Origin of the sequence: Pantoea piersonii, from assembly GCF_003612015.1 — a bacterium.
GTDB classification, from domain to species: Bacteria; Pseudomonadota; Gammaproteobacteria; order Enterobacterales; family Enterobacteriaceae; genus Pantoea; species Pantoea piersonii.
Genome location: NZ_RARB01000007.1, coordinates 52,057 through 66,825, shown reverse-complemented (window position 1 = coordinate 66,825; position 14,769 = coordinate 52,057). Strand labels below are relative to the sequence as shown.

General features: G+C 61.9%; 13 protein-coding genes. 2 read left to right on the top strand and 11 right to left on the bottom strand.

From position 1 onward, the window contains the following. Window positions 1-45: 45 nt before the first annotated feature. The gene (locus D7S44_RS17795; RefSeq protein WP_120457112.1) at window positions 46-687 is read right to left on the bottom strand and encodes a hydrolase; all 642 of its coding nucleotides are present in this window, start codon (window positions 685-687) and stop codon (window positions 46-48) included. Between the two features lie 233 nt (window positions 688-920). On the opposite strand from D7S44_RS17795, the gene D7S44_RS17790 reads away from it, so the two are divergent. After that, entirely contained in the window at window positions 921-1,835 is a 915-nt protein-coding gene (locus D7S44_RS17790) for a bestrophin family protein (protein WP_120457110.1), read from the top strand. On the opposite strand, the gene D7S44_RS17785 is transcribed toward D7S44_RS17790, so the two are convergent. From D7S44_RS17785 to D7S44_RS17770, 4 genes are all read right to left on the bottom strand, one after another. Further along, complete coding sequence (locus D7S44_RS17785; RefSeq protein WP_120457109.1) at window positions 1,836-2,732, bottom strand: alpha/beta hydrolase; 897 nt, start codon at window positions 2,730-2,732, stop codon at window positions 1,836-1,838. A gap of 168 nt (window positions 2,733-2,900) precedes the next feature. Beyond that, window positions 2,901-3,251 (bottom strand): hypothetical protein, encoded by a 351-nt coding sequence (locus tag D7S44_RS17780; protein WP_120457108.1) that lies wholly within the window; start codon window positions 3,249-3,251, stop codon window positions 2,901-2,903. Between the two features lie 28 nt (window positions 3,252-3,279). Then, entirely contained in the window at window positions 3,280-4,629 is a 1,350-nt protein-coding gene (locus D7S44_RS17775; RefSeq protein ID WP_120457106.1) for a cation:proton antiporter, read from the bottom strand. Between the two features lie 59 nt (window positions 4,630-4,688). After that, entirely contained in the window at window positions 4,689-5,897 is a 1,209-nt protein-coding gene (locus D7S44_RS17770) for an MFS transporter (protein WP_120457104.1), read from the bottom strand. Window positions 5,898-5,992: 95 nt separating this feature from the next. On the opposite strand from D7S44_RS17770, the gene D7S44_RS17765 reads away from it, so the two are divergent. Then, window positions 5,993-6,934 carry a LysR family transcriptional regulator gene (locus D7S44_RS17765; RefSeq protein ID WP_120457102.1) on the top strand — a complete coding sequence of 314 codons (942 nt, stop codon included), beginning with the start codon at window positions 5,993-5,995 and terminating at the stop codon, window positions 6,932-6,934. 23 nt (window positions 6,935-6,957) lie between these two features. Here D7S44_RS17765 and D7S44_RS17760 read toward each other — a convergent pair whose 3' ends face one another. The 6 genes from D7S44_RS17760 to kdpF are packed head-to-tail and all read right to left on the bottom strand — an operon-like array spanning window position 6,958 to window position 14,590. Next, a complete protein-coding gene (locus D7S44_RS17760; protein WP_120457100.1) occupies window positions 6,958-7,461 on the bottom strand; it encodes a TIGR00645 family protein in 504 nt (167 codons plus the stop codon). A 54-nt stretch (window positions 7,462-7,515) separates the two neighbouring features. Beyond that, complete coding sequence (gene kdpD / locus D7S44_RS17755; RefSeq protein WP_120457098.1) at window positions 7,516-10,188, bottom strand: two-component system sensor histidine kinase KdpD; 2,673 nt, start codon at window positions 10,186-10,188, stop codon at window positions 7,516-7,518. An 8-nt stretch (window positions 10,189-10,196) separates the two neighbouring features. Continuing rightward, window positions 10,197-10,760 carry a potassium-transporting ATPase subunit KdpC gene (kdpC, locus tag D7S44_RS17750; protein WP_120457097.1) on the bottom strand — a complete coding sequence of 188 codons (564 nt, stop codon included), beginning with the start codon at window positions 10,758-10,760 and terminating at the stop codon, window positions 10,197-10,199. Between the two features lie 10 nt (window positions 10,761-10,770). After that, window positions 10,771-12,816: a potassium-transporting ATPase subunit KdpB gene (gene kdpB / locus D7S44_RS17745; protein WP_120457095.1), complete on the bottom strand. Its 2,046-nt coding sequence runs from the start codon at window positions 12,814-12,816 to the stop codon at window positions 10,771-10,773. Then, window positions 12,813-14,501 (bottom strand): potassium-transporting ATPase subunit KdpA, encoded by a 1,689-nt coding sequence (gene kdpA, locus D7S44_RS17740; protein WP_120457093.1) that lies wholly within the window; start codon window positions 14,499-14,501, stop codon window positions 12,813-12,815. Before kdpA ends, kdpB begins: the two co-directional genes overlap by 4 nt. Continuing rightward, complete coding sequence (gene kdpF, locus D7S44_RS17735) at window positions 14,501-14,590, bottom strand: K(+)-transporting ATPase subunit F (protein WP_033753373.1); 90 nt, start codon at window positions 14,588-14,590, stop codon at window positions 14,501-14,503. The genes kdpA and kdpF overlap by 1 nt, the downstream gene beginning before the upstream one ends. Window positions 14,591-14,769: the final 179 nt, after the last annotated feature.

Genomic DNA, 14,769 nt, shown 5'->3' with positions numbered 1-14,769 from the left:
TACGCTGCTGCCTGACTAACTAGCCTGGCAAGAAGAGAGAGGCATTCAGGCCTGGCGCGCTGGCGCCTTGTGCACCATGGTATAGGCGTAATCCACACCCATGCCGTACGCGCCGCTGTGTTCGCGCACCAGATCCATCACCGCGTCGTAGGTCTCTTTGCGTGACCAGTCGCGCTGGTACTCAAGCAGTACCTGCTGCCAGGTGACCGGAATGGCGCCAGCCTGCACCATACGCTGCACCGAGCGCTCATGGGCGTCCACGCTGGTGCCGCCGGACGTATCCGTCACCACATACACCTCATAGCCCTCTTTCATTGCCATCAGCGCCGGAAACGTCAGACAGACCTCGGTCCAGAGCGCGGAGATAATCAGCTTTTTGCGCCCGGTTTTCTCAACCGCTTCGACAAACTGCGCGTCTTCCCATGAATTCATTGAGGTACGTTCGATCGGCTTCGACTCTGGATGTACCGCCAGCAGTTCCGGCCAGATATAGCCGCTAAAGCTTTCGGTTTCGACCGAGGTATAAATCACCGGCACGTTAAAGATTTTTCCTGCCTTGGCCAGGGCAACGGTATTATTTTTAAGCTGCTGACGATCGATATTTGCGACGCCAAAAGACATCTGCGGCTGGTGGTCGATGAAAATCAGCGTTGAGTTTTGCGGGTCCAGCAGGTCGAATTTAGACATTATTGTGTTCCTCTCAAGGGGATGAATGTTGTGTTTCCGTTGAGATGAACTTTACGTAGCCTGGCCGTTAAGAGATAACGGAAAGAATTTTACAAGTTGTTGAAGTTTATTTTAGAAGACTGATATGTAAAAGATTTTTAAGATGGAAACGGAAAAAGCACGCGAAAACTCGCCTTCAATCTTCTGTCGGCGTAGGCTTAAAACACAAAAATAACCTTCGCATCGCATTCAATATGATTGTTCGTCCTTATCAGCACTGGTTCCGTCGGCTGCTGGGCTGGCACGGTTCGGTGTTGCCGAAAATCGGTTTCCGCCTGTCGTTAAACCTGGTGATGTCGATTATCGCCATCGTCTGCTTTCAATGGTACGAATCGCTCAGCGTCCATCTTACTACCGCGCCCTTCAGCCTGCTCGGCGTGGCGCTGGCGATCTTTCTCGGCTTTCGCAACAACGCCAGCTATGCGCGTTTTACCGAAGCGCGCACGCTCTGGGGAAGCATGCTTATCACCCATCGCTCGCTGCTGCGTCAGGTAAAGAGCGTGCCGCTGGACGCGGAGAAAGCGCATGAGTTTGCGGCGCTGCAGATGGCGTTCAGCTACAGCATGAAGCATCAGCTACGCAACAGCGATCCGCATGAAGATTTGATGCGTTTGCTGCCGTTACGCTGGCGCGAGGAAGTGATCAACAGCCCGATGCCCGCCAGCCGTGCGCTGCTGTGCATGGGCAAATGGCTGGGCGAACAGCGTCAGCAAGGCAAGGTGTCCGATATCCTCTGGCAGAGCATGGATGAGAACCTTAACCACCTGTCGCTGGTGCTGGGCGGCTGTGAGCGCATCGCCTCAACGCCGATCCCCTTTGCCTACTCGCTGATCCTGCACCGCACGGTCTCGCTGTTTTGCACGCTATTGCCGTTTGCGCTGGTGAGCGATCTGCACGGCATGACGCCGCTGGTCTCGATGTTTATCTCCTACACCTTTCTGGCGCTGGAATCAGTGTCGGAAGAACTGGAAGATCCCTTCGGCGTCGAGGCCAATGATTTGCCGCTCAACGCGCTGTGCATCGGCATTGAGCGTAGCCTGCGGGAAATGAACGACGACTTCCCGCTGCCGCCGTCGCTGCAACCCGACAACCGCCGGGTGCTGACCTGATTAGCCGAGGCGATCGAGCCAGCGCGCGTAGGCCTGATCCCACAAAGCGGCAGGCGTACCGGCTGTGCCAAGGCCGAAACCGTGGCCGCCGCGGCTGATCTCTATCAGCTCGACCGGCACGCGGTTGCGCCGACAGGTATCGCGCATCAGCTCGGTGTTGTGAGGGTTAGAGATGTGGTCATCCTCCGCCTGCGCCAGAAAGGTGGGCGGATAGTTGCGGGTTACGTAATTCTGTACCGACCAGTTCGCCTCTTCCGCCGGCGTCGCGTCGTTGCCTACCAGAATGCGGTGCGTGGTGGTATGGGTATAGGGCGCTTCCAGAGTAATTACCGGATAGATCAAGCCGACGCTGTCGGCTTTCGGCACCACATTATCCAGCTCATCCTGAATCTCGTAGGAGCGGAAATCTGGCCGCGCCGCCGCCATGCCGAGCAGGTGTCCGCCGGCAGAAAAACCCAGCAGATGCACTTTACGCTCAAACGAACGCACCAGACGAATGGCGCGCTGCGCGTCCTGCAGCGGCGCAAGATGCCCCGCCTGCCACTTCTCTTCCGGCAGCCGATAGCTCAGCACATAGGCGGTATAACCGTTGCTGTTCAGCCAGCGCGCCACCGGCCAGGCTTCGCGCCCCATGCCGATAAATTTATAGCCGCCGCCCGCCGCGATCAGCACAGCTTCCCCGTTGGGGTTTTCCGGTTTAAACCGCTGGATCGCCGGACTGACGATATTGGACCAGGAGCCGTGCTTGTTCACGCGCAGCGGCCCGGACGGGCCGCCGCCGCCCGGCGGCTCGTCCGGCCACAGCGGAATGACTTCATCGCGGGCAAAGAGTTTGCCTGCGGTCATAGAAAGGAGAAGGACCCCGGACCCCAAAAGAAAATGTCGACGCGTGATCATGATGCCCGTTGAGTCAATGCCAGTACGCTGATTCAGACGCGCCTGCCTGCGGCGGCGCTGTTATTATGTGACCTGTATCAATTGCTGGCGATTATGTACGCAATCTGGGGAAAAATGCCACAAAAAAACGCGCCCTGATGGCGCGTTTATGCAGAGCAGAAAAAAGGCTTAATCTTCCTGCTGGAACTGCGTCATAACCGTCTGCTCGCACTGCTGTTCGTCGGCGCGAAGTTTCCCCCGCTCCTCTTCTCCCAGCTGCAGCCAGGCATTTGCCACCTCGTTCGCGATATCCTCGTCGAACGACGGCTGATTCATTGCGCTGGGGGACTTGCTCATCGCCGTGTAGCTTTTCATTTTCTGCACGTAGGAATCCGCGGTGCCGACCTGAGTTTCCCCGCTGACGATATGGCACAGCTTGCTGGCATAAACATTTTCCTGCGGGATGTTGGTGCCATCGTCAGCGGCCAGCGCGGCCGATGAAGTCAGCATCCCCAGTAAAATCAATAACGACTTTTTCATATCCACTCCTGTTTTAACCTGTGACGGCCTACTCTTCGTTCTGCCGGGCGGAAAGGCGCGCCGAGCGCCAGTTCAGCAGCGGCGTCACCGTCACGCCATGAATTACGATGCTGCACACCACCAGTGTCAGCGCCATATCAACCATTGTTTCCGCCTGCTGGCCCGCCATGCCGTGTACCCAGGCGAAGGCGATGTAGTTAATACTGCCGATACCGCGAATACCCAGCCAGCCTATCAGCAGGCGTCGCACCACCGGAATGCCGCAGCGCAGCGTCGTCAGCCATACCGCCAGCGGACGCACCACGATAAATAATGCCAGTCCCAACAGAACGCCGTCGAGGTTCCAGTGGTGGGCCAGCGTCACGCCCAGCACCACCATCATCGCCGCCGCCAGCAAACGCTCAATCGTATCACCAAAAGAGAGCGCATCGCTGACGACCAGCCCGACCGATTTCACCATATTGCCGTTTTCGCCCGCATGCTCCAGACGGTTGTTGGGATTGACCAGCGCCTCGGCGGGCAGCACCCGCTGCTCTTCGCTCAGCTCTTCCGGGGGAAAACTTTTGAAAACGCGCAGCTCGGCGCGGCGCAGCCCGACGCCTGCGGCGAAAGTCGCCAGAAAGCCGGACGCGCCCAGCGCTTCCGCCGCCGCATAGCTGAGCGCGATCAGCGCCAGCGCGAGAAAGTCGCTGGGCGCCACATCGCCGTGCGCGTTGCGCAGCCGCGTCGCCAGCACGCCAACAAGACGGCCGAACAGAAAGCCCAGCCCCAGGCCGCCGCCGATGCCCCAGATCACCTCGACGGCGGTCCAGTGTCCAAAGCTGCTCCAGGTCAGGCTTTCACCGTTAAACAGCAGCAGCGCCAGGATCAGCAGCGGCAGCGCCGAGCCGTCGTTCATGCCCGCTTCGCTGGAGAGCGCCACGCGCAGCGCGTCATCGTCGCGCGCGTCGTTGACGGAGATCAGGCTCGCCAGCACCGGATCGGTCGGCGCGACGATAGCGCCGAACGCCAGCGCCAGCGGCCAGTCGAAGCCCACCAGCCAGTGCGCCAGCAGCGTCATGCCGCCGACCGTCAGCAGCATCGCCGGAAAGGCGAGCCGCATCCCGAGCCGCCAGCTGTGCGCGCGCAGCGGCAGGCGCAGCTTGAGTCCGGTAATAAACAGCGAGGCTGCCATGGTGATTTCGGTAATATGCGCGGCTGCTTCCGAATGTTTCAGAATATCAATCTGTACGACGTCGAATACCCAGGGTCCGCAGAGGATCCCGGCGAGCAGATAAAGCCCAAACGAGGTTACTGGCCCGCGGTGGATCCACCCCGAAGCCAGCGACATTAATAACAGAAGGCAGCCGGTCGCCGCCATCCAGGCGAGAAAGTTCATAACGCTCCGTTTTCCCTGAAGATTACGTATAATCCTGGCACAAGAGCGCGAAAGCGGGATCAGTTCTTCAGATGGCGGCTCGCCAGGCGAAGCGCGAAGCTTGCGGCGCCGGCCAGTGTGGCAAGGGTCACAACGCCGTTCCAGCCCCAGCGCGCCAGCGCCAGGCTGCCCAGCGCGGCGCCGGTCGCCATGCCGATAAACACCACGGTAAACAGCAACGCGTTCAGGCGGCTGCGCGCTTCCGGCGCCAGGCTGTAGACCAGCGTCTGATGCGCCACCAGGGTCGCCTGCACCCCAAGGTCGAAGCCGATAGTGCTGAGCACGATCAATGCCAGCTGGGCGGGTAGCGGCAGCGCGGGCAGCAGGAACATCAGCGCGAAGGAGATCGTCACCAGTCCTGCGCCGACAAGGGTGACGCGCGCCGGACCGATACGGTCGGCAATGCTGCCCGCCAGCGGCGCGGCCATCGCGCCCGCCGCGCCCGCCAGGCCAAAAGCACCCGCTACCGCGCTGTCGAGATGAAAGCGGTCGCTGAGCATCAGCGCCAGCGTCGACCAGAAGGCGCTAAAGCCGACCGACAGCAGCCCCTGCGCCAGCGCCGCCCGGCGCAGCGTCTGATGGTGCTGCCAGAGATGCGCCAGCGACAGCAGCAGTCGCGGATAGCTCACTGAAGTGCCCGGCGTAAAGCGCGGCAGCACGCGCCACAGCGCAAGGCTGATAAAGAGCACCAGCGCCGCAGCGAGCCAGTACATGGCGCGCCAGCCGAAATACTCCGCCACCACGCCGCTGACCACGCGCGACAGCAGAATGCCAACCAGCAGACCGGTCATTACCGTACCGACCGTTTTGCCCCGGCTGCGCTCGGGCGCCAGCGCGGCGGAGGCCGGAACGATATCCTGCGCGACCGTCGCCGTCAGGCCGGTGGCGAAGCTGGCGATCAGCAGGGCGTTCAGTCCGCCGGAAAAGCCGCACAGCAACAGCGCCGCCACCAGCAGCAGACCTTTTATCAGAATGATGACGCGACGATCGTGACGGTCGCCCAGCGGCGCCAGCAGCAGAATGCCCAGCGCGTAGCCCATCTGCGTCAGCATCGGCACCATACCGACCGCACCGACGCCGACGTTAAACTGTTTGCCGATGATATCCAGCATCGGCTGGCTGTAGTAAATCGAGGCGACGCTCAGCCCTGCGCCTGCGGCGAGGGTAAAGACCAGCGGGCCGGGCAATCTTTCGGTCGGGCTGGCCGCAATGCTGTTAATGGCTGACATAGTTTCTTTCTCCACAGGTATATGGCGCTTAGTAAAGCGGATTGCCGCCATACGTTGTAGACTGGTAAAAAACAAAACTGTTATGCGTAATACGTATGAGCAACTTATCCAGCCCCGATCGTATTGAACTGATGCAAACCTTTATCCGCATCGTCGAGAGCGGCAGCCTGTCGGCAGCGGCGGCGCAGCTTAACACCACTCAGCCCACCATCAGCCGTCGACTACAGGCGCTGGAGCAGCGGCTCGGGCTCAAGCTGATTATGCGCACCACCCACGCGCTGAAGCTGACCGACGACGGCGAGCGCTGTTATGCCCATGCGCGCCAGCTGCTGGCGACCTGGCACGCACTGGAAGATGATCTGACCCACGCCAACGACGAGCCGGTCGGCACGCTGCGGGTGCGCGCGCCGCACGCCTTTGGTCAGGATCAGCTGGTCGCCCCGCTGGTGGACTATCTGATGCGCTATCCGCGCCTGAACGTGGAATGGATGCTCAACGATCGCACGCCGGACTTTATCGCCGAGAATATCGACTGCGCGATTCAGGTCGGCGCGCTGAGCGATCCCGCTATCGTAGCGATTTTGCTGGCGGAAGTGCCGCGCATCGTCGTCGCCTCGCCCGGTCTGCTGGCGCAGCACGCGCCGGTCGACGTCGTGGAGCAACTGGCGGATTTACCCTGGCTGGCGCTGACCAGCTTTTACCGTAACGAAATTGCGTTACAGCGGATTGACGACGGCCAGCCGGTTAATATGGCAATTGCGCCGCGACTCAGCAGCGACAGCCTCTACGCGGTGCGCAAAGCGGCGCTGATGGGCATGGGTGCGGCGATTATGTCGTCATGGGTGGTGCAGGAGGATTTAGCGCGCGGCGAGCTGGTTCAGCTCACGCCGCAATGGCAGGCGCCGCCCTTGCCGGTCTGGCTGACCTACCCCTGGGCAAGCTACTACCCGGCGCGACTGCAGAAGTTTTTCGAGATGGTGCGGGAAGTGATGCCGCAGCTGACCGGCACGCGGCCAGCAGGGACATTTCAGCGCTAAGAGGCGGAGCCGCCTCCTGGCGGTTATGAATACTTTTTCTCGCTCTTCGACATCGTATCCAGCCAGCCCATCACAAAGGCTGACAGCACAAAGGTCAGATGGATAATCACATACCACATCAGCTTGTCGTTGGGCACGTTGCGCGCTTCCATAAACACGCGCAGCAGGTGGATAGAGGAGATGGCGACGATAGAGGCCGCGACCTTGTTCTTCAGCGAGCCGGAATCCATTTTGCCGAGCCAGCTCAGCTTCTCTGTATTTTCGTCGATGTCGAGTTTAGAGATAAAGTTCTCATAACCCGAGAGCATCACCATCACCAGCAGACCGCCTACCAGCGTCATATCTACCAGCGACAGCAACAGCAGGATCAGATCGTTTTCCGCAATACTGAGAATATTGGGCAGCAGGTGAAGAATTTCTTCGAAAAACTTAATCGTCAGCGCCAGCAAACCCAGCGAAAGTCCAATGTAAACCGGAGCCAGCAACCAGCGCGACGCATACATCAGGTTTTCGGTAAAACGTTCCATAATTTCCCACAGGTAAACAGACAGGTGGGGGAGTATAACCTATCCTCTGTGAAGTTATTTCAGCGCCTCTTCAGAAATTTCAGGCGCGGGCGGCAGCGGCAAAGAGAGGCGGAACGCTACGCCGCCCTCGATGCGATTCTCTGCCCAGATGCGCCCGCCGTGGCTCTCGACAATGGTTTTGCAGATCGCCAGACCCAGCCCGACGCCTGGCACTGACGACTCCTTATCGCCGCGGGCAAACTTGTCGAAAATACGCGTCAGATCTTTGTCGGCGATGCCCGGCCCGTTGTCCCATACCGCGATCTCCAGCCGTTCGCCGTCACGCCAGGCGCGGATACCGCGCTGCGCGCTGTTGCCCGCATACTTCAGGCTGTTCTCAATCAGGTTTGTCAGCACCCGCTCCAGCAGCGCGCTGTCGCCTTTAATCAGCACCAGCTCCGACGGCAGATCGAGCGCGACACCGTGTCCTTTCAGCGACGGCGCCATACTGCTGAGCGCGCCGCCGATCACCTCGTCCAGCGCCAGCCACTCTTCGCGCAGATTCAGCCCGCCCGACTGAATGCGCGCCATATCCAGCATATTGCTCACCAGCCGGATAGTGCTCAGCGTCTGCTCGCGGATCTGGTTCGCCTGCGTGACATATTTTGACTCTTCGCTGGCCAGGTCCAGCATCAGCATCTCCGCCTGGCCGAAGAGCACGGTAAGCGGCGTGCGCAGATCGTGTGACAGCGCGGAGAGTAGCGCGTTGCGCAGCTGTTCGCGCTCCGCCGCCAGCCGTGACGCCGCTTCGCTCTGCGACAGCGCCATCCGCTCCAGCGCGTTGGCGATCAGCACCGTAAAGGTCTCTACCAGCCGCTGCTGCTCTGGGATCATCAGCTGACGCAGGTTTTGCGGCTCCACCACCAGCAGTCCGCGGCAGTGCGCGCCGCTCTTCAGCGGCAGAATCTGGTACGGCACAGCGGGCAGCGTATCGGTACCCGCGCCGGCGGGCTGGCCCCGGGTGTAGCTCCACCTGGCGATAGCGCGATCCGGCTCGCTGCCAGGCGTCGCCGCGCCCGTCGCGACCAGCTCACCCTGTTCGTCCGGCAGCAGCAGCAGGCTGCGCGCCTGCAGGGTGACGTCGATAACGCGCTGGCTGGTGGCGGCAATATCTTCTGGCGTCAGCGCGCTGCCCAGCGATTTCGCCATCTCGTAGAGGTGGCGCGCGCGCTGCTCGCGATAGCGCGCCACGCGCGCCTGATAGCGCACGCCTGCAGTAAGGTTGCCGACGATAACGCCCACCGCCAGCATGACCGCGAAGGTGACCAGGTACTGCAAGTCGGAGACCGCGATCGTCCCGGTTGGTGCGACGAAAAAGAGGTCGAAGGCGAGAATATTCATCACCGTGGCGATCACCGATGGCCAGCGCCCGTAGCGCAGCGCGATAATCACCACCGCCAGCAGGTAGATCATCACGCCGTTAGCGGTATCGAACCCGGCCAGTAGCCAGCGTCCGGCGGCGGTCACCACAATGCAAAGCAGCAGCGCCATCAGCACGCCGCGCAGCGGCACGCGCCAGCGGTCGCCGGTGTCGCGCGCGTCAGCTAAGGTTGGCGCCTCGCCGACAGGCTCATCGAGCGCCACCACCAGCAGATCGAGATCGGGCCCCAGCTTGCCGAGGCGCGTGGCGAAGCTGTCGCGATGCCAGCGCCGCAGCGGCCGACGGCCGGTAACGATCTTGCCCAGGTTATGTTCGCGGGCGTAGCGCAATACTGCCTGCGCCTCGTCGGGATCGGAGAGCGTGGCGGTCTCCGCGCCCAGCTCCTGCGCCAGCTGCAGGGTTTTCAGGATGGCGCGCCGCCGCGCTTCTGGCAGCCGGTTGAGGCGCGGGGTCTCGACATAAACCGCGTGCCATTCGCTGCCGAGCCGCGCCGCCAGCCGCGCGGCGGTGCGCACCAGTTTTTCGCTGCCGGTATCGTCGCCGATGCAGAGCAGAATAGCGTCGCGCGTGTGCCAGACGCGGTCACGTCCCTGCTGGTCGCGCCAGGCGCGCATCTGGTCGTCAACGCGGTCAGCGGTGCGCCGCAGCGCCAGCTCGCGCAGGGCGAAAAGGTTGCCTTTGCGAAAAAAGTTTTCGATGGCGCGCTCTGCGCGATCGCCGACATAGACCTTGCCCTCTTTCAGGCGCTGGCGCAGATCGTCCGGCGGCAGATCCACCAGCACGATCTCATCGGCGCTGTCGAAAAAGGGGTCGGGCAGGGTTTCGCGCACGCGAATGCCGGTCACGCCACCTACCACATCGTTAAGGCTTTCCAGATGTTGCACGTTGACGGTCGTGATCACATCAATGCCTGCGTCCAGCAGCTCATCGATATCCTGCCAGCGTTTGGGATGGCGCGACCCTTGCACGTTAGTATGCGCCAGCTCATCCATCAGGATAACGGCCGGATGACGCGCCAGCGCCGCGTCAAGGTCGAACTCGGCATGACGCGAGCGGCCGGTAGCACGCCGCGGCAACTCAGGAAGCCCGCGCAGCAGACTGGCGGTCTCTTCCCGGCCGTGCGTCTCTACTACGCCGATCAGCACGTCGAGTCCCTGGGCGCGCAGCCGCTGCGCCTCCTGCAGCATGGCGTAGGTTTTCCCCACGCCCGCACAGGCGCCGAAGTAAATTTTCAGCTTGCCGCGATGGCTGTCCACCTGTTGCAACAGCAGCGCGTCGGGATCGGGGCGTTCGCGTTCGTCGTTCATCACGTCCTTCAGGGTTGAGTCAGCGCATCCAGCGCCAGGTTAAGCCGCAGCACGTTGACGGTAGGATCGCCGCTAAAGGCGAGCAGCGGCCGCTCCGTATTCGCGTCGATCAGCTCCTCTACCCTTTTCAGCGGCAGCTGACGCGCGGTGGCGACGCGTGGCGCCTGCCAGCGCGCGGCGGCGGGCGAAATCGCCGGATCGAGCCCGCTGGCAGAAGCGGTCACCAAATCCACCGGCACCGCCTGCGGCGAGAGCGGGTTGGCGGCGCGCAGCGCGGCGACGCGTTCCGCCACCGCCTTATCCAGCGCCGGATTGCTTGCCGCCAGATTGCTGCCGCTCGACGCCAGCGGATTATAAGGCGCGTCACTGGTCGCTGACGGACGTCCCCAGAAATAGCCAGGCCGGGTAAAGTTCTGCCCGATCAGCGCCGAACCGCCCTCTTCAGTCAGCGATCCGCTGGCCTGCGTCGGAAACAGCCACTGCGCCAGGCCGGTAGTGAGCAAAGGATATCCCACGCCGGTCACCAGCGTGAGCAGCAGTAAAACTAACATTGCCGGACGTAACTGACTCATATTTTTCTCCTTATGCCAGACCCAGCAGCACTAACAGCAGGTCGATGGCTTTAATGCCGATAAAAGGCACCAGCAGCCCGCCCACGCCATAGATCAGCAGGTTGCGTCGCAGCAGCGCCGCCGCGCTCAGCGGCCGATAGCTCACCCCTTTTAGCGCCAGCGGGATCAGGAAGACGATCACCAGCGCGTTAAAGATCACCGCAGAGAGAATGGCCGACGACGGCGAATGCAGATGCATCACGTTCAGCAAATTAAGCTGCGGATAGGTCGCCGCGAAAGCTGCCGGAATAATGGCGAAATATTTAGCGACGTCGTTGGCGATGCTGAAGGTGGTGAGCGAGCCGCGCGTCATCAGCATCTGTTTGCCGATGTGCACCACTTCCAGCAGCTTGGTGGGGTTCGAGTCGAGATCCACCATATTGCCCGCCTCTTTTGCCGCCTGGGTGCCGGAGTTCATCGCCACCGCCACGTCAGCCTGCGCCAGCGCCGGGGCGTCATTGGTGCCGTCGCCGGTCATCGCCACCAGTCGGCCTTCCGCCTGGTACTGGCGGATCAGCGCCAGTTTGGCTTCCGGCGTCGCTTCCGACAGAAAGTCATCCACGCCCGCTTCCGCTGCAATCGCCGCCGCGGTGAGCGGGTTGTCACCGGTAATCATCACGGTTTTGATACCCATCTTGCGCAGCTCGGCGAAGCGCTCTTTGATGCCGCCTTTGACGATATCTTTTAGCGCCACCACCCCCAGCACCTTCGCCCCTTCTGCTACCACCAGCGGCGTGCCGCCTGCGCGCGCCACCTCTTCCACCAGCGCGTTGACCTCCGTGGGGAAACGGCCGCTGTTGGCTTCGATATGGCGTTTTACGGCGTCCACGGCGCCTTTGCGGATCAGGCGGTTCTGCACGTTGACGCCGCTCATACGCGTCTGCGCCGAGAAGGGAATAAAGCTCGCGCCCAGGCTGTTAAGGTCGCGCTCGCGCAGGTTGAATCGCTGTTTCGCCAGCACCACAATGCTGCGGCCCTCTGGCGTTTCATCCGCCAGCGAGGCGAGCTGCGCCGCGTCGGCCAGCTGCTCTTCGCTTACGCCTGGCGCGGGCAGAAACTGCGTCGCCTGGCGGTTGCCGAGCGTAATGGTGCCGGTCTTGTCCAGCATCAGCACGTCGACGTCGCCCGCCGCCTCTACCGCGCGGCCACTGGTGGCGATGACGTTGGCGCCCAGCATGCGGCTCATGCCCGCTACGCCGATGGCGGAGAGCAGGCCGCCAATCGTCGTTGGGATCAGACAGACCAGCAGCGCCACCAGCACCGTGACGCTCACCGGCGAGCCGCCCCATGCCGAGAAAGGCCACAGCGTGACGGTGGCCAGCAGAAACACAATAGTCAGCGATACCAGCAGAATGGTCAGCGCGATCTCGTTGGGGGTTTTCCGCCGCTTCGCGCCCTCTACCATGGCGATCATGCGATCGAGAAAGGTTTCCCCCGGATTGACGCTGCACTGGATCACCAGCCAGTCGGAGAGGATGCGCGTGCCGCCGGTGACCGAGGCAAAGTCACCGCCCGACTCGCGGATCACCGGCGCAGATTCACCGGTGATCGCGCTTTCGTCCACCGAGGCGCCGCCCTCCAGCACTTCACCGTCGCACGGAATAATGTCGCCCGCCTCCACCAGCACGATATCGCCTTTGCGCAGGCTGTCGGCGGAGACCTGCTGCCACTGCCCGCCGTGGCGCGGCTCAGCCAGTTTTTTCGCAAAGCTGGTTTTCTTGACGCCTTTCAGGCTGCTCGCCTGCGCCTTGCTGCGCCCTTCCGCCAGCGCCTCGGCGAAGTTGGCGAACAGTAAGGTAAACCAGAGCCAGAGCGCAATGGCGCCGGTAAAGCTGGCGCGGCCATCGAGCCAGCCGCCCGCCATGCCGAGCGCCAGCAGCGTAGTGAGCAGGCTGCCGAGCCAGACCACGAACATCACCGGATTGCGAAACTGTACGCGCGGATCCAGCTTTTTCAGCGCGTCGAGCAGCGCGACGCGCATCAGTGCGCCGTTCAGCGCCTGTTGTTGACGACTCATGAGTGCGTACCCTGAAGAAGTTGCAGATGCTCGGCGACTGGGCCCAGCGCCAGAGCGGGAATAAAGGTCAGCGCGCCCACCAGCAGCACCGCGCCGATCAGCAGCGCGATAAACAGCGGGCCGTGGGTCGGCAGCGTGCCGTTGCCTACCGGCTGCGCCTTTTTCACCGCCATGCTTCCCGCCAGCGCCATCACCGGAATAATGATGCCGAAGCGGCCGACCAGCATGCAGAACGCCAGCAGCAGGTTCCAGAATGGCGTGTTGGCGCTCAGGCCGGCAAAGGCGCTGCCGTTGTTGTTAGCAGCGGACGAGACCGCGTAGAGCACTTCGCTGAAGCCGTGAATGCCCGGATTCGCCATTCCGGCGCGGCCCGCATCGGTCATCATCGCCAGCGCGGTGCCAAGCAACACCAGCGTCGGCGTCACCAGAATCGCCAGCGCGGTCATCTTCATTTCGCGCACGTCGACCTTTTTGCCGAGGTATTCCGGCGTGCGGCCAATCATCAGCCCGGCGATAAACACTGCCAGCACCACAAAGAGCAGCATGCCGTAAAGACCCGCGCCAACGCCGCCGAACACCACTTCGCCCAGCTGCATCAGCCACATCGGCACCATGCCGCCCAGCGCGGTGAAGGAGTCATGCATCGCGTTAACCGCGCCGCACGACGCGGCGGTAGTGATCACCGCAAACAGGCTGGAGTTTAGAATGCCGAAGCGCGTCTCTTTGCCCTCCATGTTAAGGGCGCTGTCCGCGCCGAGCGCCAGCAGGTGCGGGTTGCCGCGCGTTTCCGCCCACATCACCGTCGCCACCGCCACCACGAACATCAACGACATCGCCCAGAGCAGCATATGGCCCTGGCGGCGATCGCGCACCGCATAGCCAAAGGCAAAACAGAGCGCCGTCGGGATAAGAAATATCGCCAGCATCTGTACAAAGTTGGTCAGCGCGTTGGGGTTCTCGAACGGATGCGCCGAGTTGACGTTAAAGAAACCGCCGCCGTTGGTGCCCAGCATCTTGATTGCCTCCTGCGACGCCACCGGCCCCATCGCCAGCGTCTGCTTCGCCCCTTCCAGCGTGGTGATCTCGTGGTACGGCAGGAAGTTTTGAATGCTGCCCTGGCTGACGAACAGCAGCGCCATCAGCAGGCTGATCGGCAGCAGCAGACAGAGCGTAATGCGCGTCAGATCGCGCCAGGCGTTGCCGAGCGTATCGGTCGCGCGGCTGGCGAAGCCGCGGATCAAGGCGAACGCCACCGCGATGCCGGTCGCCGCCGACACGAAGTTCTGCACCGTCAGGCCGACCATCTGGCTGAAATAGCTCAGCGTGCTTTCGCCGCCATAAGACTGCCAGTTGGTATTGGTGACGAAACTCACTGCGGTATTCATCGCCAGATGCCAGCTCAGCGCGGGCAAATGCTGCGGATTGAGCGGTAGCCGATCCTGCAACAGCAGGATCGCCGTCAGCAGCAGCAGACCGAGCAGGTTAAACAGCAGAATCGCCAGCAGGTATTGCGGCCAGCGCATTGCAGGCGCGTCTGCGCCCAGCAGACGCCAGAGCGGGCGCTCGAATCCGGCCAGTAAAGGCTTATCGGCGATCAGCGCGGCCAGCCCGCGCCCAAGCGGCTGCGCCAGCGCCATCAGCGCCAGTAAAAAAGCGGCAATCAGTAAAAACGCATTGGCGGCCATCAAAACGCCTCCGCATTCAGCAGGGCATAGATCAGGTAGCCCAGTAATAAAAACACCAGCACGATGCCGGTTATCACGCCCACGCTCACAGCGACCTCCAGAGGGATCAGGGTTTCGCGTTAGCCTGCGCGCATCGGTATAAAGAAGCGGTTAAATTGCGTAGGGCGGGCGTAAAAAAGTTATAAAAATGGCGATAAAACAGGCGGATGACCGCGTATCGCTGCTGTTTTTAGTTATAAAACCCGGCGGCGCATCGCATCGGCCACCT

Excerpts from the sequence above, each read along its gene's own strand:
- D7S44_RS17795 (WP_120457112.1), bottom strand. The coding sequence starts at position 687 with ATGTCTAAATTCGACCTGCTGGACCCGCAAAACTCAACGCTGATTTTC.
- D7S44_RS17790 (WP_120457110.1), top strand. The coding sequence starts at position 921 with ATGATTGTTCGTCCTTATCAGCACTGGTTCCGTCGGCTGCTGGGCTGG.
- D7S44_RS17785 (WP_120457109.1), bottom strand. The coding sequence starts at position 2,732 with ATGATCACGCGTCGACATTTTCTTTTGGGGTCCGGGGTCCTTCTCCTT.
- D7S44_RS17780 (WP_120457108.1), bottom strand. The coding sequence starts at position 3,251 with ATGAAAAAGTCGTTATTGATTTTACTGGGGATGCTGACTTCATCGGCC.
- D7S44_RS17775 (WP_120457106.1), bottom strand. The coding sequence starts at position 4,629 with ATGAACTTTCTCGCCTGGATGGCGGCGACCGGCTGCCTTCTGTTATTA.
- D7S44_RS17770 (WP_120457104.1), bottom strand. The coding sequence starts at position 5,897 with ATGTCAGCCATTAACAGCATTGCGGCCAGCCCGACCGAAAGATTGCCC.
- D7S44_RS17765 (WP_120457102.1), top strand. The coding sequence starts at position 5,993 with ATGAGCAACTTATCCAGCCCCGATCGTATTGAACTGATGCAAACCTTT.
- D7S44_RS17760 (WP_120457100.1), bottom strand. The coding sequence starts at position 7,461 with ATGGAACGTTTTACCGAAAACCTGATGTATGCGTCGCGCTGGTTGCTG.
- kdpD (WP_120457098.1), bottom strand. The coding sequence starts at position 10,188 with ATGAACGACGAACGCGAACGCCCCGATCCCGACGCGCTGCTGTTGCAA.
- kdpC (WP_120457097.1), bottom strand. The coding sequence starts at position 10,760 with ATGAGTCAGTTACGTCCGGCAATGTTAGTTTTACTGCTGCTCACGCTG.
- kdpB (WP_120457095.1), bottom strand. The coding sequence starts at position 12,816 with ATGAGTCGTCAACAACAGGCGCTGAACGGCGCACTGATGCGCGTCGCG.
- kdpA (WP_120457093.1), bottom strand. The coding sequence starts at position 14,501 with ATGGCCGCCAATGCGTTTTTACTGATTGCCGCTTTTTTACTGGCGCTG.